Origin of the sequence: Chitinimonas viridis (assembly GCF_030409555.1) — a bacterium.
GTDB lineage: Bacteria > Pseudomonadota > Gammaproteobacteria > Burkholderiales > Chitinimonadaceae > Chitinimonas > Chitinimonas viridis.
This window is the reverse complement of the sequence record NZ_JAUFPU010000005.1, coordinates 76,620-99,703: the sequence shown is the minus strand read 5'-3', so window position 1 is coordinate 99,703 and position 23,084 is coordinate 76,620. Positions and strand designations below refer to the sequence as shown.

Sequence of the window (23,084 nt, the reverse complement as noted above, 5' to 3'; positions counted from 1 at the left end):
AAACCCGACATGCGTGTCGGGTTTTTTGTTGCCGGTATGATCCGGCCCGGCCGCTAGCGCCGCAGATTAGAAACTTGCGCCTAACTGGCCATGCCGTAGTGCCGCAGCAAGGCGTCTATCTTGGGTGCACGCCCGCGGAATGCCTTGAAGCTATCGATAGCCGGACGACTGCCGCCAACGGCCAGGACTTCCTGGCGGAAGCGCTGGCCGGTCAGGCTGATCTGCGTCGGCGCTTCTTCGAATGCGGCATAGGCGTCGGCGCTCAGCACCTCGGCCCATTTGTAGCTGTAATAGCCCGCTGCGTAGCCACCTGCAAAAATATGGCTGAACAGATTGGGGAAGCGATTCCACTCGGGCGGCAGGTTGACGGCGACTTCCTCACGGACGCGCTGCAGTAGTTGCAGCACGGTTTCCTGGCTGGCGCTGTCGCGGCTGTGCAGGGCCATGTCGAACAGGCCAAACTCCAGCTGGCGCACGTTGCCCATACCGCTCTGGAAGTTCTTGGCTGCCAGCATTTTGTCGTACAGCTCGCGCGGCAGGGGTTCGCCGGTTTCGGCATGCTCGGTCATGGCCACCAGACGTTCCCATTCCCAGCAGAAGTTCTCCATGAACTGGCTGGGCAGCTCCACGGCATCCCACTCCACGCCGTTGAGGCCTGCGACACCCAGTTCATTGACCTCGGTCAGCAGCAGATGCAGGCCATGGCCCATTTCGTGGAACAGGGTGATGACTTCATCGTGGCTGAAGGTGGCCGGCTTGCCGTCGGCGCCGCGACCAAAATTGCAGGTCAGGTAGGTGACCGGGGTTTGCAGGCCTTCAGACTTCAGCCTGCGGTTGCGGCAGTCATCCATCCAGGCGCCGCCACGCTTGCCTTCGCGGGCGTAGAGATCGAAATAGAACTGCCCTACCAGCTTGCCGGCCTGATCGACCAGGCGGTAGACGCGCACGTCTTCATGCCATACCGGCGCGGTGTCGGCCTCTGCCTTCAGGCCAAACAGGGTCTCTATCACATTGAACAGGCCGGCCAGCACCCGGGGCTCGGTGAAGTATTGCTTCACAGCCTGCTCAGAAAAGCTGTAGCGGGCTTCCTTCAGCTTCTCGGTGGCATAGCCCAGATCCCACATCTGCAGGTCGGCCAGGCCCAGGTGCTCACCGGCGTAGGCTTCCAGCTCGGCGCGGTCGCGCTGGGCGTGCGGCTTGGCACGGGCAGCCAGGTCTCGCAGGAAGACCAGCACTTCGTCCGGGGTGTCGGCCATCTTGGTGGCGACCGAATACTCGGCATAGTTGGCAAAGCCCAGCATGGCGGCCAGCTCGCCACGCAGGGCCAGGATGCGATCAATCAGGGCGCTGTTGTCCAGTTCGGCCGGGCCAAACTCAGACGCACGGGTGCTGTAGGCGCGGTAGAGCTGGGCACGCAGCTCTCGATTGTCGCAGTAGCTTTGCACCGGCAGATACACGGGCATGTGCAGGCTCAGCTTGTAGCCGGGCTTGCCATCCTTCTCGGCGGCGGCACGGCACATGGCCTTGATATCCTCGGGCAGCCCGGCCAGCTCGGCCTCGCTGTCCACATGGAGGGCGAAGGCATCGGTGGCATCCAGCAGGTTCTGTTCGAACTTGGCCGACAGATTGGCCAGCTCCTCCTTGATGGCGCTAAAACGCGCCTTCTGCTCATCGGCCAACTCGGCACCACCAAGACGAAAGTCGCGCAGGGCGTTTTCGATGATGCGCTTCTTGGCGGCGTCATAGCCCGCATACTCGGGGCCTTGCGCCAACAGCTTGTACTGGGCGAACAAGGCCAGGTTCTGCCCCAGTTCGGCACCAAATTGGCTTAGCTTGGGCAGGTTGGCATTGTAGGCTTCGCGCAGTGCAGGGGTATTGACCACGGCATTGAGATGGCTCACCTGTCCCCAGGCACGCCCCAGGCGCTCGTTGGCGTCATCCAGCGGGCGTACAAAGTTATTCCAGCTGACAGGGCTGACGGTCTCCGCCGCCTGCACGGCTGCACGGGCCTCGGCCAGCAACTGCTCGATGGCGGGGGTGATGTGTTCGGGCAGGATAGCGCCAAACTGCGGCAAGGCAGAGAAATCGAGTAGGGGGTTGGTCATGGCGTAGGCTCGGTCCGGTAACGATAGGAAGTCTGATTGAGGCTAGATGGGGGCGATCTGCCCCCAAGGCAAGGGCTGGCATGGGCTAGCACATGGCTCTCGGCTATACTCGGGCGCTTGTATTGGATTGGAGTTTAACCATGGCCGTACGTCCGTTCAAAGGTATCAAGCCTGTTGTGCCCGACTCTGCCTATGTCGATGAAGCTGCCGTGGTGGTGGGCGAGGTGGTGCTGGGCGAGAACGCCTCTATCTGGCCGGGCGCCATCGTTCGTGGCGACGTCAATCATATCCATATCGGACGGGATTCCAATGTGCAGGACCTGGCCTGCCTGCATGTCAGCCACAAGCGGCCGGAAGACCCCTTGGGCGCGCCGCTGATCATAGGCGAGCGAGTAACCATAGGCCACCAGGTGACTCTGCATGGCTGCACCATAGGCGATGAATGCCTGATCGGCATCGGCACCATCGTGCTCGATCGCGCCGTGATCGAGCCACGGGTGATGATAGGTGCAGGCTCGCTGGTACCGCCGGGCAAGGTGCTGCGTTCCGGCCACCTCTACCTGGGCCGTCCGGTCAAGGAAGTCAGGGCGCTGACCGACGAGGAGATCGCACACTTTGCCTACTCGGCCCAGCACTATGTGCGATTGATGCGTGGGCACCAGGAAAGCTGACCGGCATCAACCGAAACCGCCGCCGTATTGGCATACAATGCGGCGCATTATCAAGCAGTAGATAGGTTCGCCATGCTGAACTTCCTTCCCGCGTTCCTGCGCGGCCTGATTTCCTCCTTGCTGCTGGCGCTGAATGTGCTGGTTTATGGGTTCATGATACTGACCCTGGCTATCATCAAGTTCGTGCTGCCGTTCACCGCCATCCGCAAGGCGGTGGATAGGGTGCTCAATACCCTGGCACAGGGTTGGGTCTACAACAACAGTGTCTGGATTGCACTGGCGCAGAAGATCAGCTGGCGGCTGGAGGGACTGGAGAAGCTCAACCCCAAGGGCTGGTACCTGGTCAGTTCCAATCACCAGAGCTGGGTCGACATCTTTGTCCTGCAGCATACCCTCAAGGGCCATATTCCCTTCCTCAAGTTCTTTCTCAAGCAACAACTGATTTTTGTGCCTGTGATTGGCCTGGTCTGGTGGGCGCTGGATTTCCCCTTCATGAAGCGCCACAGCGAGGCCTATCTCAAGAAGCATCCGGAAGCCCGTGGCCAGGATCAGGAGACCACCCGCCGCGCCTGTGAGAAGTTCGCCCTGGTGCCGACCTCGGTCATCAACTTTCTCGAAGGCACCCGTTATACCGCTGCCAAGCATGCGCAGCAGCAGTCGCCCTACACCCATTTGCTCAAGCCCAAGGCCGGCGGCATTGCCCTGGCCATGAACGCCATGGGGGAGAAGTTTCAGTCACTGATCGATGTCACCATCTACTATCCCGATGGCCCACCGAGCTTCTGGGACTTCCTGGCTGGCCGGGTCAAGCAGATTGTGGTGCTGGTGAAGGAAAGGCCTATTCCGGCCGAGCTGACCCGTGGCGATTACGGTGGCGACGCTGTGTTCCGCGCCAAGGTGCAGGCCTGGGTGCACGAGATGTGGCAGGACAAGGACAAGCTGCTGGCAAGCTTGCACCGCGGCGCCTGATACCTGGGCGCGCCGCGAATGGAACAGCCGCTACCCTGGGTAGCGGCTTTTTTTCGCCCGTGGGGATGGCCTGGAGCCTGTTCAAAGTCTTTTCACCGCGTCGCGGCCCGCTGGGCTCGCAGCCTTGCCGGATGAAGGGCAAGGCGCAGGACGCGCAGCGGTACGGGTACCGTAAGCGGCTTGCAACGCGGCCATTCGCCGGCAAGGCTGCGAACCCGAAGGGCTGTCTGGAAAACGGCTATTCACTGCGTTTTGGCGCTTGGCAATAACTAGTTATTGCCTGCGCACCACGCCTTGTACCTGGCCGTTTTCCAGATCAGCCCAGCGGGCCGGCGCGCGGCGAAAAGACTTTGCAGGCTCTTACATCTGCTTGAACAGATGGGCATAGGCGCGGCTGACGGCCACCTTCTCCGGGCGGGACTTCAGGGTCAGCGTTACCTTGCCGGTGAAGTCGCGGCAGGCCTCGGCGATATCGCGCACATTGACCAGGGTGGCGCGATGTACCTGCCAGAACTGGTCGGCGTCCAACTGCTCCAGCAGCTCTTTCAAGGAGGTGCGTATCAGGTACTCGCCCTCGCGGGTCACTACGGTGGTGTATTTGTCGGCAGCGTGGAAGTAGCAGACGTCGTCTACCGCGATCAGCTTGACCTCGTTGCCCTGACCGGCCCGTATCCAGGTCAGCCGGTGGCTGCCGGGGGTGATGGGCAGGCCGCCACCCAAGGCTGCGCGCAGGCTGTCCAGCAGGGCGCCGTTATTGGCCGGGCGCTGGCTGGCCAACTTGTCGCGCAGCTTGGTGATGGTGCGGCTGAGCCTGTCGTCGCTGAATGGCTTGAGCAGGTAATCAATGGCATCGCGCTCGAAAGCTTCGACGGCATACTGATCGAAGGCCGTGACAAACACACAGTGGCAGCCATCGGCCGAACGGGCCACCTCCAGGCCGGTCAGGCCGGGCATCTTGATATCCAGAAAGGCCACGTCGGGCTCGTGCTCGCGCATGGCGGCAGCGGCCTCAAGGCCATTGCGGGCCACCGCGATGATGTCCAGCTCGGGCCATAGCTGGCCCAGCTTGATCCTGAGATAGTCGGCCAGCAGGGGTTCGTCGTCGGCGATCAGGGCGGTGGGTGTTTGCATCGGTATGTCTTTATCCGTGATTCAGCGGCAGTTCCAGCCGGGCAGTGACGCCACCCGCCGGGCTGGACTGCAATGACAGCCCGGCAGCGCTACCGTACAGTGTAGCCAGTCTGGCGCGTACATTGCTCAGCCCCACTCCCTGGCCGCGGACTTCTTCCGGCAGGCCCAGGCCGTTGTCGATGACGCTGGCGACCAGTCGACCGCCATCGATATCCAGGGTGACCTGTACCGTGCCGCCCTCCACCTTGGGTTCAAGCCCGTGGCTGACGGCGTTTTCCACCAGGGGCTGCAGCAGCATGGGGGGGAGGTGGGCATCCAGCAGCGGCTCGGGGCAGCTCAGGCTGAAATCCAGGCGCTCGCCCATGCGTATCTTGAGTATGCCCAGATAGGCCTGCAGCAGGTCCAGCTCCTGCCTGACCGTGCTGTGCTCGTTGCGGGTACGGGCCAGCGAGGCGCGCAGATAGTCGTTGAACAGGCCCAGCATCTGCTTGGCGCGGTCTGGCGCAATATCGATCAGGCTTTGCACGCTGGCCAGGGTATTGAACAGGAAGTGCGGCTCTATCTGCGCCTGCAGCATGCGCAGCTGCGACTGTATCAGGAGCTTGTCCTGCTCGGCGCGCTTGGCCTGCTCCAGGTGGTAGGCCGATTCCATCCGGCTGGTTTTCTCCCGGCCCCACAGGATGCTGCCAATGACGCCGGCAGCCAGCAGAAAGAAGAACAGGCTGAAAGCCAGGTAGTGCGGGTACTGGCTGATGACATCCGCCAGTTCGTCCACCCGAGCCACCCAGTTGAAGGCCAGCCCCACCAGCGCACCAATGAACACGGCCGCGGCGAAGTACCAGGGCTCGCGCGCGGGCGCAGGCTTGATCACCGAAAAGGTGAAGGTAATGGCAGCAAAAACCGAGAAGCCGATGACCTGTATGGTCAGCATCACCCGCCAGGTGGGCGAGTCGCTGGACAAGGCAAAGAACACCCCGGCCAGGGTGTTGAACAGCAGGGTGACCAGGAGGTTGCGCCAGAGTGAACGGCGCACCTCTCCGGTAGCTAGCGTAGTGTGGGCTGCGGTGGGCATGCCTCGAGCTTAGGCGATTCGCACCGCCGGGTCACGTATGGGTTTGCTGGGCTGAGGTGTGCGCAACGGTACGACCTTGCCTTGCAGCGTACTGGGTACGGCTGGGGCACGGCGGCCCAAGGTAAACGGACTGAACATCTTTCTCTCCCCCTAAAGCCGGCTGACTGGCTGGCGAGGCGAAAGTTAGCGCGTCTGCTCGAGGTCGCGGAGTGCTTTGCGATGAAATGCGGTTTAGGCGGGCGAAATGCATTCAGCGTTGATGAACGACGCTGCGCTTGCGACGAAAATGGGTCTCGTCAGCATAGAAATCTGTCGTCTGCTCCGGCCACCAGCTGGGTATGCCCAGTACAGGCAGGGGCGGCAAGGCGCGTGGATTCTGCAACTGGCCGCGGCTTATGGCCTCGGCCAGCTGACTGTCCAGCCACTGTAGCCGGGTAGGGTGGTCGAGTTCGAACCAGTCGGCCGTGACCGCCACCAGCATGACCTTGGCCACGATGCCCTTGAATGGCGCCAGGCTTTTTTCCATCAGGGCGTGGCCCACGCTCCAGGGTTCCATCAGCCGGCCCCAGTCCCCTCGGCGGGCCTGGAAGAGCTGCGGCCAATCGTGTATCCGCAGCGCTTCGGCCAAGGTGGGGTCCGCTACAGCCAGCACCAGCCCGGATTCATCGAACAGGGTAGCGGCATCACGGGCCCGGCTACGCAGCGATCCCGCCTGGCAGGCCAGCTCATCCACATGCTGCTGGTTCAGCGCCGCCTTGGTTCGCGGCCAAGCCAGCCAGCATAGCGCGTTGAAGCAGTCGTGCCAGTTGTCGGGCCGGGTAGCCACCAGGCCTTGCTGGGCGATGCGCAGCTCGTAGTTGCCATCGGCCAGTTCGGCAGGGTCGGCAAAGCCTATTGGCAACCCGGCCTGATTGAGCGCCTGCAAGGAAGGCGGCAGCGCCTGCCAGTCGGCATGGCAGGGGAACTGCTGCCAATCCAACTCGGCCAGGACGCCACGCAGTGGCAGCAGCCAGGGAGAGTGCAGCAGATGAGGCAGGGGCCAGGGCAGCATGACGGTGTCGCAACACAAAAGGCCATGAGCTTAGCGCCTATGGCCTGCCAGGCAAAGTTGCCTGCCATGAGCGTCAGCGAGGTGGTCTGCATACATCGTGCAAGTGGACTTCCGCCGCGGTGGCTAGGGGGCAATCGGGGGGGAGGCCGCCGGTTCAGGTTGCACTGACGTCTAGCGCCAGGGTCTCCCTGGCGCCAGCACCATCCGTTAATCACCCGTCTATGACTTCAGTCCATAACAGGCGCTGAAGCCAATTCAAACTGATAACGAGCGTCAGCGAGGCTCCCGCGCGGCGGCGCGGGCGGGGTGTGTGGAAGAAAACAAGGGAGAGCTCAACGTATCAGGCTGCGCTGCGGTTTAGCGCCAGGGTCTCCCTGGCGCCTGTCATCTCCGTAACGCCCATCAATGGCGTCAGTTCATACCAAGCTCTCAAAAGCCTGTCAGCACCAGCTTACCTATGACCTTGCCTTCTTCCAGCAGCGCATGGGCGCGGCGCAGGTTGGCAGCATTGATACTGCCCAGTTTCTCACCCAGGGTGGTCTTGAGCGTACCGCTGTCTATAAGCCGGGCCACCTCAACCAACAGGCGATGCTGCTCTACCATGTCGGCGGTCTGGAACAATGAGCGGGTGAACATCATCTCCCAGGCGAAGAAGGCGCTCTTGGCCTTGAGCTTCTCGATGTCATGTGGCTTGCCGGCTTCCACGATGGACACGATGCCACCTTGCGGCGCGACCAGTTCGGCCAGGGTATCGAAGTAGGCGTCGGTATCGCTGGTGCAGAATATGTAATCCACCTGGGCAAAGCCCTCAGCGCGCACGGCATCCAGCAGTTCGCTGCCATGCCTGACCACATGGTCTGCCCCCAGGGTCTGGCACCAGGCCCGGGATTCCGGCCGGCTGGCGGTGGCGATGACCTTCAGGCCTGCCAGCTTGGCCAGCTGTATGGCGATGGAGCCCACACCACCGGCACCGCCGACTATCAGCAGGGTCTTGCCGGCATCCCGACCGTGGCGGTCCAGCCGCAGCCGCTCGAACAAGGCCTCCCAGGCGGTGATGGCCGTCAGTGGCAGGGCGGCGGCGGCACTGTAGTCCAACGTGGTGGGCATGGGGCCGACGATGCGCTCATCCACCAGCTGGTATTCGGCGTTGCTGCCTTGGCGGGTGATATCGCCAGCGTAATAAACCTTGTCGCCAGGCTGGAACAGGGTAACGGCCTCACCTACGGCTTCCACTACGCCAGCGGCATCCCAGCCCAGTATCTTGGGATTGGCTTCCACCGTGTCCTTGGGGGCACGGATCTTGAAGTCCACCGGATTGACAGCGATGGCTTCGATACGCACCAGCAGGTCATGGCCGCTGGGTTGGGCAGGGCGGGGCAGTTCCATATCCAGCAGCGATTCGGGGTGGCTGATAGGCAGGTATTGGGTCAGGGCGACAGCACGCATGATGTTCTCCATAAGGGTTCAGGGGCTGCAACCCGTGATTGAGTGGCAGCAACTTCGAGTGACTGCAGTGTAGATTCGTTCTTTGAGTTGATAAATATTCAAAAAAGAACAATATTGTTTCTCATGGAAGACAATTACATCAGCCCAGACGAGTTGGCCGGCATGGCGCTGTTCGCCGCCGTGGTGGAAGCCGGCAGCCTGACGGCGGCGGCCGAGCGGCTGGCGCTGTCGAAGTCGGCGGTCAGCAAGGCCTTGGTGGCACAGGAGGCAAGGCTGGCAGCCAAGCTGCTGCAGCGCACTACCCGCCGGCAGTCCCTGACGGAGGTGGGCATGGCTTATTATGAACATTGCCGCAGGGTATTGCTGGAGGCCGGTGAGGCACGTAGGGCGGTGGACAGGCTGCATGCCCAGCCGGTAGGCGTGCTGCGCATTACAGCGCCTATCAGCTTTGGCAGCGAGCATCTGTCACGCCATATGCCCGAGTTGCTGAAGCGCCACCCTGGCATGCAGGTAGATTTGCAACTGAGCGACCGGCTGGTGGACCTGGCTGAAGAAGGCTACGACCTGGCCATACGGGTGACCGACAAGCCTGACCCCCTGCTGGTGGCGCGCGCGCTGGCGCCCATACGCTGGGTGGTCTGCGCCAGCCCAGCCTACTTGGCCCAGCATGGCACACCCATGCAGCCCTCAGGCCTGGCAGGGCATGCCTGCCTTACCTATCCCGCACTGACGCCGGGCGGAGCTTGGCCATTCCTGCTGCAGGGGCAGCCCTGGCAGCAGCCGGTCAGCGGGCCGCTACGCATGAACAATAGCCTGGCCCTGTTGCTGGCGGCGCTGGGTGGCTTGGGTATAGTGCGCTTGCCCAGTTTCGCCGCTTCGGGACAGCTTGCCGACGGCAGCTTGCGACCCCTGTTGCAGGACTACGCCGTACCACCGCAGACCGCCCTGGCAGTCTACCTGCCCAACCGCTATCTCTCACCCAAGGTCAGGGCTTGTGTGGATTTTCTGCGCGAGCGGCTAGGGAATGGCGGTAGGCCATATTGGGATCACTGGCTGGATGGGGCTGGAAAATGAAACAGGCCACCTATTGGTGGCCTGCGAACTGCGCTTACTTCAACACGGCCAGGGCTGCTTCGTAGTTGGGCTCATCGGCAATTTCGCCAACCAGTTCGGCGTGGATCACCTTGTTGGCTTCATCCAGCACGACTACCGCGCGCGCGGTCACGCCGGCCAGCGGGCCGCCGGCGAGGTCGACGCCGTAGTCAGTAATGAATTCACGGCCACGCATGGTGGACAGCGTTACCACATTGCTCAGGCCTTCGGCGCCGCAGAAGCGCTTCTGGGCAAATGGCAGGTCGGCCGAGATGCACAGCACCACGGTGTTGGCCAGCTTGTCTGCTTCGGCATTGAACTTGCGGGTGGACATGGCGCAGGTCGGGGTATCGATGCTGGGGAATATGTTCAGCACCTTGCGCTTGCCGGCAAAGGTCTCCAGCGTGGCGTCAGCCAGGTCGGCGCCGACCAGCTTGAAGGCGGGGGCGGTGCTGCCAACCACGGGGAAGGTGCCATTGACGGGGATGGGGTTGCCGCGCAGGGTAACGGTGGACATGGAGGGACTCCTGGTTAGAAAAACGGGTAGGTTGGTGCCGGGCGGCGCAGCTTCCCGGTTGGGTAGGCGGTCGTACCAGCGGGATTCGGTAGCCTAGAAAACACCATTCCCGCCGGAGCGGGAATGGTGTCATGGGATACGGTGAGCATCGGGTTCAATCGATGTCTGTCATTCCTGCGCCAGCATGGCTTCGGCCAGCTTGTCGTAGTTCGGTTCCGCATTGACGTCCTGCACCAGTTCGGCGAACAGCACGGTATCGTTTTCGTCGAGGCCAAACAGGGCGGTGGACATCATGCCCGATAGTGGCACATCGGTGATCATGACGCCGTAATCCTTGTGGAAATCACGGCCGCGCAGGGTAGAGAGCAGGTGCACCTTGCGTATGCCCTCGGTGGCAATCACCCGGGCCATGGCATAGGGGGTATCAACCGACACCACGAAGGACTTGGTGTTGGGGAAGCCATCGGCGATGCTTTCCAGCCTGCGGGTGATCCTCAGGCCGATTTCGGCATCCACGCTGGGTACCACGGCGATGATCTTGCGCTTGCCGATGAACTTGGACAGCGGGACATCACCTAGGTTGGTGTCCACCAGCATAAAGCTGTGCGCGGTGTCGCCTACGCGCGGAAAGCGGCCGCCCACGCCTATCGGCTCGCCGTTGAGTAGCACAGTGGCCATGTTTGTTGTCCTCCGTTTGATGGCATCTACAGTATCGACAGCCGCAGCCATGAAAGCAAGCCGGTTGCGTGGAATTCACCGGGCCTGTGCCATACCGGCTTGTGGCACCCGGCTAGTGCCGTACCGGATAGAACCAGCTCAGGGTGTAGCCGCTGGAGCGCATATCGCCCAGGTCCAGTTGCAGGAAGGCCCGCAACTCGCCATTGGCAGCCAGGTTGGCTGGCAGTGGGGATGGGGTGCCATCGGCCAGCGGGGCCAGGTAGTCACGCGGGGAGAAGGCCTTGCGGGCGACGATACGGTCGTTATCGTCGGTCAAGGTCAGCTCCAGCATGGGCAGGGCCTGGGCGTAGCTGGCCTGGTTGCGCAGGGTGGCATTCAGCTGGATCAGATTGGGGTGCTCGGGTAGCGATACCAGCTCATTCCATTCTGTACGCAGGAACTCGGCTCGCGATGGCAGGGTCATGGTGCAGCCTGCCATGGCGCAGAACCGCTGCAGCTTGGGGGCCATGCCGGGGAGCTGGATGGCAAGGTCGGTGTGGTAGCGGTAGGCAAGCTGGCCGCCCAGTGCAATGGCGGCCAGCAGGGCCGGTATGCTCCACAACCAGCGCCAGGGCGAGGGGCCGCCTGGCACGCGCAGCATGGCTTCGTCCTGTGCCGTCAGAATGGGGCGATAGGTGCCACTGGCTGTGTCGCCGGCCAGGGGCGATGCAGCAGCTATTACGGCGGGTTCAGGCTCGGCCGTCTCGGCCGGAGGCAGGGCAGCTTCCACGCTGGCGCTGGTTGCGCTATGCCAGGCCTCGAAGTCTGCGCTGGAAAAGGCGGCGGCTGCTTCTGCGGGAGGAATCTCGATGACTTCTATGCCACCGGCGGGCAGATCATGCAGGCCGTGGTCGTCACCCAGATGATCATGGACAGGCGTAGGCGCGACCGCTGCCTCATGCTCGGCCTCGCGGAAGTTCAGGTCCAGCTCCAGCATCCCGTCCGGCTCGGCTTGGGCTGTGGCTGCCTTGGGGGCATTGTCTGCCAGGCTGGCGGGCAGGCCGGCCTGCGACAGTACGCTGGCCAGGTGTTGCAGGCTCTGGCTGGCGAGCGAATCATCCTTGCCATCACGTTCTGCTTCGGCTGCCGCCTCCAACTGGCTGGTGACGCTGTCCAGGCCGTAGGCTGCGTCTTCCTGTGCCTGGGTTTCGGCGGCGGTCGGCTTGGCCGGTTCGGGCTTGGGCTGCGCTACCGCGGGCTCCGGCGCCGGTACAGGTGTGGCCTTGGGCGATGGGGCTGCTGCCGCTGGTTTGGCTGCCTCACGAGGCCGCGATTCCCCCTGCAACTGGCTCAGGGCGTCGAAGACGAAGGCACATCGCCCGCAGCGCACCTTGCCATCAAAGGCACTGAGGTGGGCGTCGGTGACGCGGAAGCTGGTGCGGCAGTTGGGGCAGCGCGTGATGTGGTACATGGAGCCGGATTTTAGCCGCAGCTTCTGCGGGCGTGTCTAACTATCCGCATGAGGCGGGGCCGGGGTGTGCGTAAAGTGTCATGCCGACTTAGCTGCGTGTACCTGCAATCCGCACCCAGCCCTCGCGCTCGGCGGATACCGCCAGCTCGAATGCGGGGGCGTAAAGGCTAATGATTTCGTCGGCTTGTTCCGCCAGGATGCCGGATAGCACCAGGCGGCCACCACTGCGGCAACGGCTGGCCAGCAGCGGCATCAGCATCTTGAGCGGGTTGGTCAGGATATTGGCGACAACCAGGTCGTAAGTGCGATCCGGGGCGGCATCGGGCAGGAAGAAGTCGGCGCCGACGTGATTCTGCTCGGCATTCTGCCGGCTGGCGGTCATGGCTTGTTCGTCTATGTCCACGCCATGGGTCTCACCAGCCCCCAGCAGCTTTGCGGCGATGGCCAGGATGCCCGAGCCGCAGCCATAGTCGAGCACACTCTCGCCCTGGCGCACCTGGCGATCCAGCCACTGCAGGCATAGCCAGGTGGTGGGGTGGCTGCCGGTGCCAAAGGCCAGGCCTGGGTCCAGCGCGATATTGATGGCATTGGGCGTGGCCTCGTGCCAGGTAGGAGTGATCCACAGCCGGTCCGATACCTGTATTGGTTCGAACTGCGACTGGGTCAGCCGCACCCAGTCCTGCTCCTCCACCCGGCTGACGCTATGGCGCGGCAAGGCGATGCCGGCTGTGCCCGCGGCGGCCACCACCATCAAGGCGGCATCGCTGTCCTCTTCCAGCAGGGCCACCACCACGCTTTGTTCCCACAACTGCTCCAGCGGCATGCCGGGTTCGCCAAAAATGGGTTTCTCCAGCTCGGTGCCGGCGGTGGCGTCTTCGATGCTGACGCTGAGCGCACCCAGGTCAAACAGGGCGTCAGACAGGGCTTCGGCGTGGGTGGAATCGGCGTGGATACGCAGTTCTTGCCAGGGCATGGCGATACTCCAGGGGCAGCGTGAAATGACAGTGGCCGAGCATCAAGGCTCGGCCACTGTGGATTTTAACAGCTATTGCGGGCAGTCATGCGCTCAAGCCACGTTGGCCTGGCTTAGCCCTTGGCCTCGGCCAGCAGGTGCTCCAGGTAATGGATGGATGTGCCGCCCTTGACGAAGCCCTTGTCGGTGAACAGCATCTGGTGCAGGGGGATATTGGTCTTGATGCCCTCCACCGCCATCTCTGACAGGGCGATGCGCATGCGTGCCATGGCCTGCTCTCGGGTATCGCCGGTGGCGATCACCTTGCCCACCATGGAGTCATAGTTGGGGGGGACGGTATAGCCCTGGTAGATATGCGAATCGACCCGAATACCAGGGCCGCCTGGCGGATGGTAGGTGGTGATCTTGCCCGGGCTGGGGATGAACTTGAACGGGTCTTCCGCATTGATGCGGCATTCCATGGCGTGACCCTTGAGCACGATATCCTTTTGGCTGAAGCGGAGCTTTTCGCCTGCCGCGATACGTATCTGTTCCTGCACGATATCAATGCCGGTGATCTGCTCGGTCACCGGGTGCTCCACCTGTACCCGGGTGTTCATCTCGATAAAGTAGAACTCGCCGTTCTCGAACAGGAATTCGAAGGTGCCGGCGCCACGGTAGCCGATGCGGCGGCAGGCCTCTGCACAGGCTTCGCCTACCCGCTTGCGTTGCTTGTCGGTAATGCCGGGGGCGGGGGCTTCTTCTATCACCTTCTGGTGGCGCCGCTGCATGGAGCAGTCGCGCTCGCCCAGGAACACGGCATTGCCGTATTCGTCGGCCAGTACCTGTATCTCGATATGGCGAGGGTTCTCGAGGAACTTCTCCATATACACCGTCGGGTTGCCAAAGGCTGCACCGGCTTCGGTGCGTGTCATTTCCACCGACCGGATCAGGTCTTCCTCTTGCCGGACCACCCGCATGCCACGACCGCCGCCGCCGCCGGCGGCCTTGATGATGACGGGATAGCCGACGCGGCGGCCTATCTTCAGCATTTCCTCGTTATCGTCCGGCAGCGCGCCGTCAGAGCCTGGCACGCAAGGGACGCCTGAGGCCTTCATGGCATCTTTGGCGCTGACCTTGTCGCCCATCAGGCGGATGGATTCAGGGCGCGGTCCGATGAAGACAAAGCCGCTTTGCTCCACCCGCTCGGCAAAATCGGCATTCTCGCTGAGAAAACCGTAGCCGGGATGGATGGCCTGGGCGTCGGTGACCTCGGCTGCGGCAATGATGGCGGGGATGTTCAGGTAGGACTGTGGCGACGGTGCTGGTCCGATGCAGACCGATTCATCGGCCAGCTTGACGTACTTGGCCTCGCGGTCGACTTCGGAGTGGACGACCACGGTTTTGATGCCCATCTCGCGGCAGGCGCGCTGGATGCGGAGGGCTATCTCCCCCCGGTTGGCAATCAGGATTTTTTCGAACATGGATTAACTCCGTGAGGGGTGAGGAGCCGGGGATGGGGCGCGGGCGCAGTGGCAGCCTCGGGTCCTATCCCTCCAGCCTCACAGAATTTCAACCGATGATGAATAGCGGCTCGCCGTATTCGACGGGCGAGCCATTGTCGACCAGGATGGCTTTGACGACACCAGCGGTTTCCGCTTCGATCTCGTTCAGGAGCTTCATGGCTTCGATGATGCAGAGGGTGTCGCCGACATTGACCTGCTGGCCCACTTCGACAAAAGCCTTGGCGCCAGGGCTGGAGGCGCGATAGAAGGTGCCGACCATGGGCGACTTGAGCGGCGTGCCTTCGGGCAGGGCGCTGGCAGCCGGGGCTTCCACAGCAGCGGGTGCAGCGGGGGCGCTGCTGGGCATGCTGTATTGCTGCATGGGGGCTTGTGCGTACATCACCGGGGCGTTTTGCGATACGCGGGTGATGCGGACTTTCTCTTCGCCTTCGGTGACTTCAATCTCGGCAATGCCGGATTCTTCCACGAGGTCGATCAGCTTCTTGAGCTTGCGTAGATCCATGCCCGTTCCCTTTTTTAGGTATTGGTTTGTCTTGTCTGGCCTGAAGGCTTGCGTCAGGTCGACATTTGGCGATTCAGATAGTCAATCGCGTGCTGCAGCGCATAACCGTAGCCGGCTGCGCCCAGCCCGCAGATAACGCCCACCGCGAGGTCGGAAAAATACGAGTGATGCCTGAACGGCTCGCGGGCGTGGACGTTGGAGAGATGGACTTCGATAAATGGCAACTTGACCGCCGCCAGCGCATCGCGCAGGGCGACGCTGGTATGGGTATAGGCGGCCGGGTTGATGATGACGAAGCCGGTGCCGTCGGTGAAGGCGGCGTGGATACGCTCTATCAGCGCAGCTTCGCTATTGCTTTGAAAGGTGGTGCAGGACAAGCCGGCAGCACGCGACTGCTCGATAAGACGAGCGTCTATGCTGGCAAGGGTGTCAGCGCCATAGTATTGTGGTTCGCGGCGGCCGAGCATATTGAGGTTCGGTCCGTGCACTACCAAAATGTCTTTGGGCTGTCCAGCCAAATTGTGCTGTGTCGGCTGAGTCATGGCGGCGAGTTTGCCGCAGATACGCGCACGTTGTCTACAGATCGCCGAAAATTCGGTCAAGCGCCCGCTCGAAAATAGGCCGTACTTGTTGCGGAAATGTGCGCTGCGTAAGGGTTTACGCTGATGTCCTAGAGACTGGCGCAGGATCGGGGGCGGCGGCAAGTGGGCTGATATAATGGCGTGTTTTCCTGGAATATGCCGAATTTTTTAGCCATGCAGCTCTCCGATTTCGATTATTTCCTGCCCGATCACCTGATCGCCCAGTTTCCCCCTGCCGAGCGTGGCGGTAGCCGCCTGCTTCATCTGCCCGTGCAGGCGGGGATGGCGGATAGGCGATTTGCCGAGCTGCCCAGCTTGCTCCGCGCCGGCGATCTGCTGGTGCTGAACGATACCCGCGTCATCAAGGCGCGCTTGTTGGGGCAGAAGGACAGTGGCGGCCAGGTTGAGGCCATGGTGGAGCGGGTGCTGAACGAGCATGAGGCGCTGGCCATGGTGCGCGCCAGTAAGTCGCCCAAGCCCGGTAGCTGGCTGCACTTTGGCGGCACTTGGCGGGCGGAGATGCTGGCGCGGCAAGGGGAGTTTTTTCATCTGCGTTTTGAGCAGCCGGTGTTGACGGTGCTGGACGCTGCCGGCGCCTTGCCCTTGCCGCCCTATATAGAACACACGCCTGATGGCGCCGATGCCGAGCGCTACCAGACCGTATTCGCGCGGGAGCCTGGTGCGGTGGCAGCACCGACGGCCGGCCTGCACTTTACCGATGCCATGCTGGCGGTGCTGGCGGGGCAGGGTGTGGCGCATGCCCGTTTGACCCTGCATGTGGGGGCAGGTACTTTCCAGCCCGTGCGGGTGGAGAATCTGGCCGAGCACCGCATGCACCATGAGCGTTACAGCATACCTGCCGAAACACAGGCCGCCATACGCCGTACCCGCGAGCAGGGTGGCCGCATCGTGGCGGTGGGCACCACCAGCTTGCGTGCGCTGGAGGCCTCGTGCCAGCATGGCGATATGGCCGAGCCCGAGGGTGATACTGACATTTTCATCACGCCGGGTTACGAGTTCCGGCTGGTGGATGCCCTCATCACCAACTTCCACCTGCCCAAATCCACCCTGCTGATGCTGGTGTCGGCCTTTGCAGGCTACGAGCGCATGCAATTGGCCTATGCTCATGCTGTGCGTGAGGAATACCGTTTCTTCAGTTACGGAGATGCAATGCTGCTGGAGCGGCGGTAAAACCTGCCGTCTGCTGCCATAATCCTGTCATGCCCGATACCGCCCCTGTGACGCCACGCGTCGCCTTCTTGCCGCGCAACGAAAAAGGTCGCGATTTTGTCGTGGGCGATCTGCATGGCTGCCGGCGGGATCTGGAGGTGTTGCTGGTGCTCTCCGGCTTTAATCCGGATAGGGGCGACAGATTGTTCGCCACCGGCGACCTGGTGGATCGGGGGCCGGATGCCATGGGCTGCCTCAAGCTGCTGGCTCAGCCCTGGTTCTATTGCGTGCTGGGTAATCATGAGCAGATGCTGCTCAACGCCCTGACCGGAGACGATGCTGCCATCGCCTTGTCGGTGGCCAATGGTGGCGGCTGGGCCCTGGGTTCCATACTCAAGCGTGACCCGGCCCTGCAGTCGGCCGCACGGGTGGTGGAGCGCCTGCCTCATGTGCTGGTGGTGGGGCCTGGCACCTCCGAGCGATTCAATGTGGTGCATGCCGCCTTGCTGCAATCGCCGGCCGATATGTCGCTGTACCGCGACGCGGACCTGGATGCCAAGCTAGACAGTGCCGATGACAAGGCGGTGGAGCGGTTGATCTGGAGTCGCAATCTGGCGGATGAGGCTGCCGTAGCGGCGCTGGAACACCGTGGCCCCAGTTGGCGGGAGGGGCTGTCGCTGACCTATTGCGGTCATAACCCGGTACCCTACCCGGTCATCCATCAATCGCATTGCCATATAGATACCGGTTCGGGCTATGAGGGCAATGTGGATGTCAATCGGGTCGACAGCGGTGCGCCGATGCGCCTGACCATGGCCGAACACAACGGCGGCAACCCTATCTTCTATACCCGCTGAGCATGGCTCGCGGTTTCCTATTCTTCTAACCCTGACGCGCGCCGGGCTGTGTATCCGGTGGTGCAAGGAGTCATACCATGCCGGACAACGGCCTGAGCTTTACCCTCAAGACCACTAGCCACGGCGCCCGCCGTGGTAGCGTGGAACTCAATCATGGTGTGGTGGAGACACCTGTCTTCATGCCCGTGGGTACCTATGGCACGGTCAAGGCCATGGCACCGAACGAGCTGGACGAGATAGGCGCGCAGATCGTTCTGGGCAATACCTTCCACCTCTGGCTGCGGCCGGGTCTGGAGGTGATCGCCAAGCACGAGGGCCTGCATCGCTTCATGGGCTGGGACAAGCCCATCCTGACGGACTCGGGTGGTTTCCAGGTGTTCAGCTTGGGCGCCCTGCGCAAGATCAGCGAGGAAGGGGTCAAGTTCCAGTCGCCGGTCAATGGCGACAGGCTGTTTCTGACGCCTGAGGTGTCAATGCAGATACAAGATGTGCTCAACTCCGATATCGTCATGATCTTCGACGAGTGCACGCCCTATCCGGCTGATGAGAAGACGGCAGCCGCCTCCATGCGCATGTCGGCCCGCTGGGCCCGGCGCTCCAAGGAGGAGTTCGAGCGGCTGCAGAACCCCAATGCCTTGTTTGGCATCGTGCAGGGTGGCATGCATGAGCGCTTGCGCGAAGAAAGCCTGGCGGGGCTGGAGGAGATGGGCTTCCACGGCTTTGCCATCGGCGGGCTGAGCGTGGGCGAGCCCAAGGAGGACTTTGCCCGCATCCTGGCGCATACCGCCCCCAGGCTGCCTGCCCACAAGCCCCGTTACCTGATGGGGGTGGGCACGCCGGAGGATCTGGTCTACGGGGTGTCGCAGGGCATAGATATGTTCGACTGCGTCATGCCTACCCGCAATGCCCGTAATGGCTGGCTGTTTACCCGCTGGGGTGATGTCAAGGTCAAGAACGCACGCTACAAGGACGATGTGCGGCCGTTGGACGAAAGCTGTGGCTGCTATGCCTGCCGCAATTTCAGCCGCGCCTACCTGCACCATCTGTTCCGCACGGGCGAGATACTGGGCGCGCGGCTCAATACCATCCACAACCTCCACTACTACCAGTGGCTGATGGCGCAAATGCGTGCGGCTATCGAGGCCGGCCAGTTTGCCGAGTTTGTGGCGCAATTCCATGCCGAGCGTGGGCGCGGCGTGGACTGACATGGAGGAGGGGCGCTGAGTTAGCCGCCGCCTCTGGGCCGTGCTTGGCCGGATCAGCGCTTCATCAGCTTGCCGTCCTTGATGGCCACCTTGTCGCCGGGCTGCATGCCGGGGTCTTCGTTGAACTCGGCATGGGCGACTTCGCCGTTGTATAGGCGGAAGCTCACCTGCCAGACCTTGTGGCGACGGGCTTTCTCCTCGATCTTCTTGCCCAGCAGGGCGCCGCCTACGGCGCCGATGGCGGTGGCAACGTTCTTGGTGGAACTGCTGGCATCGCTGCCAGCGATCTGCCGGCCTATCACGGCACCGGCCACGCCGCCGCCCACTACGCCCACACCCGTGCTGTCACCGTCACGCTCCTGCTGCTTCACTTCGGTGACCAGGCCGCAACTGTTGCGGCATTTGAGGGCGGCATCGCGCTCGCGGCTGGCCATCTTGAGGCTATCCTGCCGCGCGCGGTCCGCCGTCTTTTTGCACTGCTTGTGATGGGCGCCACGTTGTTCCTTGCATTCCGCCATGGCTAGCTTGTAGGTGTCGGCGATGCGGGTCTTTTCGGCGTTATAAGCCTCTGCCACGGCATCGCCGGCCAGTGCGGGGGCGGCCATCAGGCAGGCCAGGAGTAAGGGGGTGATGCGCATGTCGGAGTCCTTTTTGTGGATGTGCTGGCTTGCGGTGGCCTGCATCTGCTGCTTATTTTAGTCGCCAGTCTTGTGAACTGTTGCGCCGACCATCATCTAATACGCTATCGTCATCGGTCGCTGGTGGATTTTGCCCCCGTGGGGGGCTAGAATGCGCGGCTTGTTTTTTCAATGCTTACCGGGATTTACCCATGTTCATTTCCCCCGCTTACGCTGCACCAGCCCAGGCTGCTGAGAGCTCGCTGTTGCTGCAACTGGCCCCCATGGCCGTCATCTTCGTGCTGTTCTACTTTATGCTGATTCGTCCGCAGCAAAAGCGCATGAAGGAGCAAAAGGCCATGATAGACGCCATCGGCAAGGGTGATGAGCTGGTCACCAATGGCGGCATCCTGGGTCGTGTGGTCAAGGCTGGCGAACAGCACCTGACCATAGAGATCGCCGATGGCGTGGAAATCGTCATTCAGCGTGGCGCTGTTGCGGCCAAGCTGGAAAAAGGCACGATCAAAGCTCAACGCTAAGTTTCAATCGGGCAGCCCTGTGGGCTGCCCGTTCTTCATTCGGCCATGTGCCGCACGGGTTGCCCCGCCATGAATCGTTATCCTCTCTGGAAAAACCTGATCATCCTGATCGCCCTGGTGGCCGGTTTGATCTATGCCCTTCCCAATCGCTATGGCGAAACCCCTGCTGTACAGGTATCCGGTACGCGCTCCAGCGTGAAGGTCGATACGGCGGTGATGGACAGGATCGAAAAGCTGCTGCAGGCAGCCAAGATCCAGCCCGAGGGTGCCTTCCTCGAGAACAATAGCTTGAAGGTGAAGTTTGCCGGCACCGAGGCGCAGCTGAAGGCCAAGACGGCCATACAAGAGGCGCTTGGCGACGATTACGTTGTAGCGCTGAACCTGCTGCCCAACACGCCAGGCTGGCTGGCCCAGTTGCACGCCAAGCCCATGGCCCTGGGTCTGGACTTGCGCGGTGGCGTGCATTTCCTGATGCAGGTGGATATGCGCGCTGCAGTGGATAAGGCCTATGAGCGGGTGGCCGGGGATGTGCGGCGCGAACTCAAGGACAAGAAGATACGTGCCGGCAGCATCAAGCGCCTGGCCACCGGGGTGGAAATACAGTTGCGCGATGAGGCGACCCTGGCGGAGAGCCGCAAGGCAATCGAGCGTTCGCTGCCTACCGTGCAGATTGCCCAGCAAAGCGGCGAAGGCGGCTATCGCCTGTTGCTGACGCTGACGGATGAGGAGCAGCGCCGGATTCAATCTGATGCAGTGAAACAGAACATCGCCACCCTGCATAACCGGGTTAACGAGCTCGGCACCACCGAGCCAGTGATCCAGCAGCAAGGTGCTGATCGCATCGTGGTGCAGTTGCCCGGCGTGCAGGACACTGCTCGTGCCAAGGACATCATCGGTCGTACCGCCACGCTGGAAGTACGCATGGTGGAAGAGGATGCTGCCAAGCTGTCGGAAGCCTTGGCCGGCAAGGTGCCCGCGGGTTACGAGCTGCTGGAGGAGCTGGATCCACGAGGCAACCGCCCCATTCTGCTGAAGACTGATGTAGAGCTGACTGGCGAGAACATCAATGATGCCCAGGCTGGTTTTGATGATCAGAATCAGCCAGCCGTGCATATTGGCCTGGATTCGGCAGGAGCCAATATCTTCCGCCAGCTGACGGCTGAAAATATCGGCAAGCGCATGGCCATGGTGCTGGTGGAAAAGGGCAAGGGCCAGGTGGTGACTGCCCCGGTCATACGCGGCGAAATCGGCGGTGGCCGAGTACAGATCACCGGTTCCATGTCCACGGCCGATGCCAACGATACTGCACTGCTCTTGCGCGCCGGTTCTCTGGCCGCCCCCATGGAAGTGGTGGAAGAGCGCACCATAGGCCCAAGCCTGGGTAAGGAGAATATCGAGAAGGGCTTCAACTCGATGTTCTACGGTTTTGGTGCCGTGGTCCTGTTCATGGTCATCTACTACCGCATGTTCGGCGTGACGGCTTCGCTGGCCCTGGGCGCCAACCTGGTGTTCCTGATCGCGTTGCTGTCGGTGCTGAGCACCACCCTGACCTTGCCCGGTATTGCCGCCATCGCGCTGACCCTGGGCATGGCGATTGACTCCAATGTGCTGATCAATGAGCGCATTCGGGAAGAAGTGCGGGCTGGCGTGCCACCGCAGACGGCCATCAAGGCCGGTTACGAGCATGCCTGGGCCACCATTCTGGATTCCAACATCACCACCCTGATTGCCGGTGTGGCGTTGTTGATCTTTGGTTCGGGCGCGGTGCGTGGCTTTGCCGTGGTGCATTGCCTGGGCATCATCACCTCGATGTTCTCGGCCGTGGTGGTGTCGCGCGCTCTCGTCAACCTGATCTACGGCTACCGCCGCAAGGTCACGTCGCTGGCTGTATAAGGAAGCAAGATCATGTTGGAAATGTTCCACCTTAAAAAAGACATACCGTTCATGAGCTATGGGCGGCTGACGACGACCATCTCGCTCGCCACCTTCCTGCTCGCGGTGTTCTTCCTGTTCTACAAGGGCCTCAACCTCAGTATTGAGTTCACTGGTGGTACGGTGCTGGAGGTGCGTTACAGCCAGGCGGCCGACCCTAACCAGGTACGGCAGTCGGTCGAGGCGCTCAATCTCAGTGGCAAGCACCAGGAAATCCAGGTGCAACTGCTGGGTAGCCCGCGTGACGTGATGATACGTCTGCCCAATGTCAGCAATATCACCAGCGCCAAGCTATCCGAGACGGTGATGGCCGAGTTGCGCAAGACCGATGCCAAGGTCGAGAGCCGCAAGGTGGAGTTCGTCGGCCCCTCGGTGGGTGAGGAGCTGGTGACCCATGGCCTGACAGCCCTGGCCTTGGTGTGCGTTGGCATCATCATCTACCTGGGTATCCGCTTCGAGTGGCGCTTTGCGGTCTCGGCCATCATCGCCAACCTGCATGACGTGGTGATCATTCTCGGTGTATTTGCCTTCTTCCAGTGGGAGTTCTCGCTCACCGTGCTGGCAGCGGTGCTGGCGGTGCTGGGTTACTCCGTGAACGAATCGGTGGTGGTGTTCGACCGTATCCGCGAAAACTTCCGCAAGGCTGGTATGCGTGGCAAGGGCATCAATGAGGTGATAGACAACGCCATCACCGCCACCATGAGCCGTACCGTGATTACCCATGGCTCGACCGAAGTGATGGTGCTGGCCATGCTGCTGTTTGGCGGCCCGGCCCTGCATGGTTTTGCCATGGCGCTGACCATCGGTATCGTATTCGGTATCTATTCTTCCGTGCTGGTGGCCTCGCCCCTGCTGCTGCTGTTTGGCCTGACCCGTGAAAGCATGGTCAAGCCAGTCAGGGTCAAGGAAGAAGCGGTCGTTTGATTCGGGATGCTCGCCGGCAGTACGACCTGGGTTCGGGTTGTGCTGTCGGCGTTGTCCATTTGTAGCCGACTGCTTGCTGGTCTTTGCCTAGGGCAAG

General features: G+C 62.0%; 23 protein-coding genes. 9 read left to right on the top strand and 14 right to left on the bottom strand.

Annotated elements, in window-relative coordinates; all coding sequences use genetic code 11:
- Positions 1 to 80: 80 nt before the first annotated feature.
- Complete coding sequence (locus tag QWZ03_RS07375) at positions 81 to 2,105, bottom strand: M3 family metallopeptidase (RefSeq protein WP_290332135.1); 2,025 nt, start codon at positions 2,103 to 2,105, stop codon at positions 81 to 83.
- A 140-nt stretch (positions 2,106 to 2,245) separates the two neighbouring features.
- Between QWZ03_RS07375 and QWZ03_RS07370 the strand changes: the two genes are divergently transcribed.
- On the top strand, positions 2,246 to 2,776 hold the full coding sequence (locus QWZ03_RS07370; protein ID WP_290332134.1) for a gamma carbonic anhydrase family protein: 531 nt from the start codon (positions 2,246 to 2,248) through the stop codon (positions 2,774 to 2,776).
- Between the two features lie 72 nt (positions 2,777 to 2,848).
- Positions 2,849 to 3,745, top strand: coding sequence for a 1-acylglycerol-3-phosphate O-acyltransferase, YihG family (gene yihG, locus QWZ03_RS07365; RefSeq protein ID WP_290332133.1), 897 nt, complete (start codon positions 2,849 to 2,851; stop codon positions 3,743 to 3,745).
- Positions 3,746 to 4,105: 360 nt separating this feature from the next.
- Here yihG and QWZ03_RS07360 read toward each other — a convergent pair whose 3' ends face one another.
- From QWZ03_RS07360 to QWZ03_RS07340, 5 genes are all read right to left on the bottom strand, one after another.
- A complete protein-coding gene (locus QWZ03_RS07360; protein WP_284194671.1) occupies positions 4,106 to 4,876 on the bottom strand; it encodes a LytR/AlgR family response regulator transcription factor in 771 nt (256 codons plus the stop codon).
- Between the two features lie 10 nt (positions 4,877 to 4,886).
- Positions 4,887 to 5,948: a sensor histidine kinase gene (locus QWZ03_RS07355; RefSeq protein WP_290332132.1), complete on the bottom strand. Its 1,062-nt coding sequence runs from the start codon at positions 5,946 to 5,948 to the stop codon at positions 4,887 to 4,889.
- Positions 5,949 to 5,957: 9 nt separating this feature from the next.
- Positions 5,958 to 6,086, bottom strand: a complete 129-nt coding sequence (locus tag QWZ03_RS07350; protein ID WP_290332131.1) for a hypothetical protein — start codon at positions 6,084 to 6,086, stop codon at positions 5,958 to 5,960.
- A gap of 112 nt (positions 6,087 to 6,198) precedes the next feature.
- Positions 6,199 to 6,999, bottom strand: a complete 801-nt coding sequence (locus QWZ03_RS07345; RefSeq protein WP_290332130.1) for a DUF3025 domain-containing protein — start codon at positions 6,997 to 6,999, stop codon at positions 6,199 to 6,201.
- A 429-nt stretch (positions 7,000 to 7,428) separates the two neighbouring features.
- Positions 7,429 to 8,445: a zinc-binding alcohol dehydrogenase family protein gene (locus tag QWZ03_RS07340; RefSeq protein ID WP_290332129.1), complete on the bottom strand. Its 1,017-nt coding sequence runs from the start codon at positions 8,443 to 8,445 to the stop codon at positions 7,429 to 7,431.
- 123 nt (positions 8,446 to 8,568) lie between these two features.
- Between QWZ03_RS07340 and QWZ03_RS07335 the strand changes: the two genes are divergently transcribed.
- On the top strand, positions 8,569 to 9,519 hold the full coding sequence (locus QWZ03_RS07335) for a LysR family transcriptional regulator (protein ID WP_290332128.1): 951 nt from the start codon (positions 8,569 to 8,571) through the stop codon (positions 9,517 to 9,519).
- A 34-nt stretch (positions 9,520 to 9,553) separates the two neighbouring features.
- Here QWZ03_RS07335 and tpx (QWZ03_RS07330) read toward each other — a convergent pair whose 3' ends face one another.
- The 7 genes from tpx (QWZ03_RS07330) to aroQ all read right to left on the bottom strand — a co-directional run bounded on the left by tpx (QWZ03_RS07330) (position 9,554) and on the right by aroQ (position 15,704).
- On the bottom strand, positions 9,554 to 10,054 hold the full coding sequence (gene tpx / locus QWZ03_RS07330; protein WP_284194666.1) for a thiol peroxidase: 501 nt from the start codon (positions 10,052 to 10,054) through the stop codon (positions 9,554 to 9,556).
- Positions 10,055 to 10,222: 168 nt separating this feature from the next.
- The gene (gene tpx / locus QWZ03_RS07325) at positions 10,223 to 10,732 is read right to left on the bottom strand and encodes a thiol peroxidase (RefSeq protein WP_290332127.1); all 510 of its coding nucleotides are present in this window, start codon (positions 10,730 to 10,732) and stop codon (positions 10,223 to 10,225) included.
- 112 nt (positions 10,733 to 10,844) lie between these two features.
- Entirely contained in the window at positions 10,845 to 12,182 is a 1,338-nt protein-coding gene (locus tag QWZ03_RS07320) for a DUF3426 domain-containing protein (protein WP_290332126.1), read from the bottom strand.
- Between the two features lie 88 nt (positions 12,183 to 12,270).
- Positions 12,271 to 13,155, bottom strand: coding sequence for a 50S ribosomal protein L11 methyltransferase (prmA, locus tag QWZ03_RS07315; RefSeq protein WP_290332124.1), 885 nt, complete (start codon positions 13,153 to 13,155; stop codon positions 12,271 to 12,273).
- 113 nt (positions 13,156 to 13,268) lie between these two features.
- Positions 13,269 to 14,618: an acetyl-CoA carboxylase biotin carboxylase subunit gene (gene accC / locus QWZ03_RS07310; RefSeq protein WP_290332123.1), complete on the bottom strand. Its 1,350-nt coding sequence runs from the start codon at positions 14,616 to 14,618 to the stop codon at positions 13,269 to 13,271.
- Positions 14,619 to 14,706: 88 nt separating this feature from the next.
- On the bottom strand, positions 14,707 to 15,162 hold the full coding sequence (gene accB, locus QWZ03_RS07305; protein WP_290332122.1) for an acetyl-CoA carboxylase biotin carboxyl carrier protein: 456 nt from the start codon (positions 15,160 to 15,162) through the stop codon (positions 14,707 to 14,709).
- Positions 15,163 to 15,215: 53 nt separating this feature from the next.
- Positions 15,216 to 15,704 carry a type II 3-dehydroquinate dehydratase gene (gene aroQ, locus QWZ03_RS07300; protein ID WP_284195779.1) on the bottom strand — a complete coding sequence of 163 codons (489 nt, stop codon included), beginning with the start codon at positions 15,702 to 15,704 and terminating at the stop codon, positions 15,216 to 15,218.
- Positions 15,705 to 15,917: 213 nt separating this feature from the next.
- On the opposite strand from aroQ, the gene queA reads away from it, so the two are divergent.
- The 3 genes from queA (at position 15,918) to tgt (ending at position 18,975) form a co-directional block, all read left to right on the top strand.
- Entirely contained in the window at positions 15,918 to 16,934 is a 1,017-nt protein-coding gene (gene queA, locus QWZ03_RS07295) for a tRNA preQ1(34) S-adenosylmethionine ribosyltransferase-isomerase QueA (RefSeq protein WP_308447530.1), read from the top strand.
- Positions 16,935 to 16,963: 29 nt separating this feature from the next.
- On the top strand, positions 16,964 to 17,770 hold the full coding sequence (locus tag QWZ03_RS07290) for a metallophosphoesterase (protein ID WP_290332120.1): 807 nt from the start codon (positions 16,964 to 16,966) through the stop codon (positions 17,768 to 17,770).
- A 77-nt stretch (positions 17,771 to 17,847) separates the two neighbouring features.
- A complete protein-coding gene (gene tgt / locus QWZ03_RS07285) occupies positions 17,848 to 18,975 on the top strand; it encodes a tRNA guanosine(34) transglycosylase Tgt (protein ID WP_290332119.1) in 1,128 nt (375 codons plus the stop codon).
- 53 nt (positions 18,976 to 19,028) lie between these two features.
- Here the strand turns inward: tgt and QWZ03_RS07280 are convergent, their stop codons facing one another.
- Complete coding sequence (locus QWZ03_RS07280; RefSeq protein WP_290332118.1) at positions 19,029 to 19,613, bottom strand: glycine zipper 2TM domain-containing protein; 585 nt, start codon at positions 19,611 to 19,613, stop codon at positions 19,029 to 19,031.
- A 191-nt stretch (positions 19,614 to 19,804) separates the two neighbouring features.
- Here QWZ03_RS07280 and yajC point away from each other — a divergent pair, with 191 nt between their 5' ends.
- The 3 genes from yajC (at position 19,805) to secF (ending at position 22,987) form a co-directional block, all read left to right on the top strand.
- Complete coding sequence (gene yajC, locus QWZ03_RS07275; RefSeq protein WP_284194656.1) at positions 19,805 to 20,131, top strand: preprotein translocase subunit YajC; 327 nt, start codon at positions 19,805 to 19,807, stop codon at positions 20,129 to 20,131.
- A 69-nt stretch (positions 20,132 to 20,200) separates the two neighbouring features.
- Positions 20,201 to 22,024: a protein translocase subunit SecD gene (secD, locus tag QWZ03_RS07270; RefSeq protein WP_290332117.1), complete on the top strand. Its 1,824-nt coding sequence runs from the start codon at positions 20,201 to 20,203 to the stop codon at positions 22,022 to 22,024.
- Positions 22,025 to 22,039: 15 nt separating this feature from the next.
- Positions 22,040 to 22,987 carry a protein translocase subunit SecF gene (secF, locus tag QWZ03_RS07265; protein WP_290332231.1) on the top strand — a complete coding sequence of 316 codons (948 nt, stop codon included), beginning with the start codon at positions 22,040 to 22,042 and terminating at the stop codon, positions 22,985 to 22,987.
- Positions 22,988 to 23,084 lie beyond the last annotated feature (97 nt).

Bases quoted from the DNA above. Each gene is read 5' to 3' on its own strand.
- QWZ03_RS07375 (WP_290332135.1), bottom strand. From the start codon at position 2,105: ATGACCAACCCCCTACTCGATTTCTCTGCCTTGCCGCAGTTTGGCGCT.
- QWZ03_RS07370 (WP_290332134.1), top strand. From the start codon at position 2,246: ATGGCCGTACGTCCGTTCAAAGGTATCAAGCCTGTTGTGCCCGACTCT.
- yihG (WP_290332133.1), top strand. From the start codon at position 2,849: ATGCTGAACTTCCTTCCCGCGTTCCTGCGCGGCCTGATTTCCTCCTTG.
- QWZ03_RS07360 (WP_284194671.1), bottom strand. From the start codon at position 4,876: ATGCAAACACCCACCGCCCTGATCGCCGACGACGAACCCCTGCTGGCC.
- QWZ03_RS07355 (WP_290332132.1), bottom strand. From the start codon at position 5,948: ATGCCCACCGCAGCCCACACTACGCTAGCTACCGGAGAGGTGCGCCGT.
- QWZ03_RS07350 (WP_290332131.1), bottom strand. From the start codon at position 6,086: ATGTTCAGTCCGTTTACCTTGGGCCGCCGTGCCCCAGCCGTACCCAGT.
- QWZ03_RS07345 (WP_290332130.1), bottom strand. From the start codon at position 6,999: ATGCTGCCCTGGCCCCTGCCTCATCTGCTGCACTCTCCCTGGCTGCTG.
- QWZ03_RS07340 (WP_290332129.1), bottom strand. From the start codon at position 8,445: ATGCGTGCTGTCGCCCTGACCCAATACCTGCCTATCAGCCACCCCGAA.
- QWZ03_RS07335 (WP_290332128.1), top strand. From the start codon at position 8,569: ATGGAAGACAATTACATCAGCCCAGACGAGTTGGCCGGCATGGCGCTG.
- tpx (WP_284194666.1), bottom strand. From the start codon at position 10,054: ATGTCCACCGTTACCCTGCGCGGCAACCCCATCCCCGTCAATGGCACC.
- tpx (WP_290332127.1), bottom strand. From the start codon at position 10,732: ATGGCCACTGTGCTACTCAACGGCGAGCCGATAGGCGTGGGCGGCCGC.
- QWZ03_RS07320 (WP_290332126.1), bottom strand. From the start codon at position 12,182: ATGTACCACATCACGCGCTGCCCCAACTGCCGCACCAGCTTCCGCGTC.
- prmA (WP_290332124.1), bottom strand. From the start codon at position 13,155: ATGCCCTGGCAAGAACTGCGTATCCACGCCGATTCCACCCACGCCGAA.
- accC (WP_290332123.1), bottom strand. From the start codon at position 14,618: ATGTTCGAAAAAATCCTGATTGCCAACCGGGGGGAGATAGCCCTCCGC.
- accB (WP_290332122.1), bottom strand. From the start codon at position 15,162: ATGGATCTACGCAAGCTCAAGAAGCTGATCGACCTCGTGGAAGAATCC.
- aroQ (WP_284195779.1), bottom strand. From the start codon at position 15,704: ATGACTCAGCCGACACAGCACAATTTGGCTGGACAGCCCAAAGACATT.
- queA (WP_308447530.1), top strand. From the start codon at position 15,918: ATGCAGCTCTCCGATTTCGATTATTTCCTGCCCGATCACCTGATCGCC.
- QWZ03_RS07290 (WP_290332120.1), top strand. From the start codon at position 16,964: ATGCCCGATACCGCCCCTGTGACGCCACGCGTCGCCTTCTTGCCGCGC.
- tgt (WP_290332119.1), top strand. From the start codon at position 17,848: ATGCCGGACAACGGCCTGAGCTTTACCCTCAAGACCACTAGCCACGGC.
- QWZ03_RS07280 (WP_290332118.1), bottom strand. From the start codon at position 19,613: ATGCGCATCACCCCCTTACTCCTGGCCTGCCTGATGGCCGCCCCCGCA.
- yajC (WP_284194656.1), top strand. From the start codon at position 19,805: ATGTTCATTTCCCCCGCTTACGCTGCACCAGCCCAGGCTGCTGAGAGC.
- secD (WP_290332117.1), top strand. From the start codon at position 20,201: ATGAATCGTTATCCTCTCTGGAAAAACCTGATCATCCTGATCGCCCTG.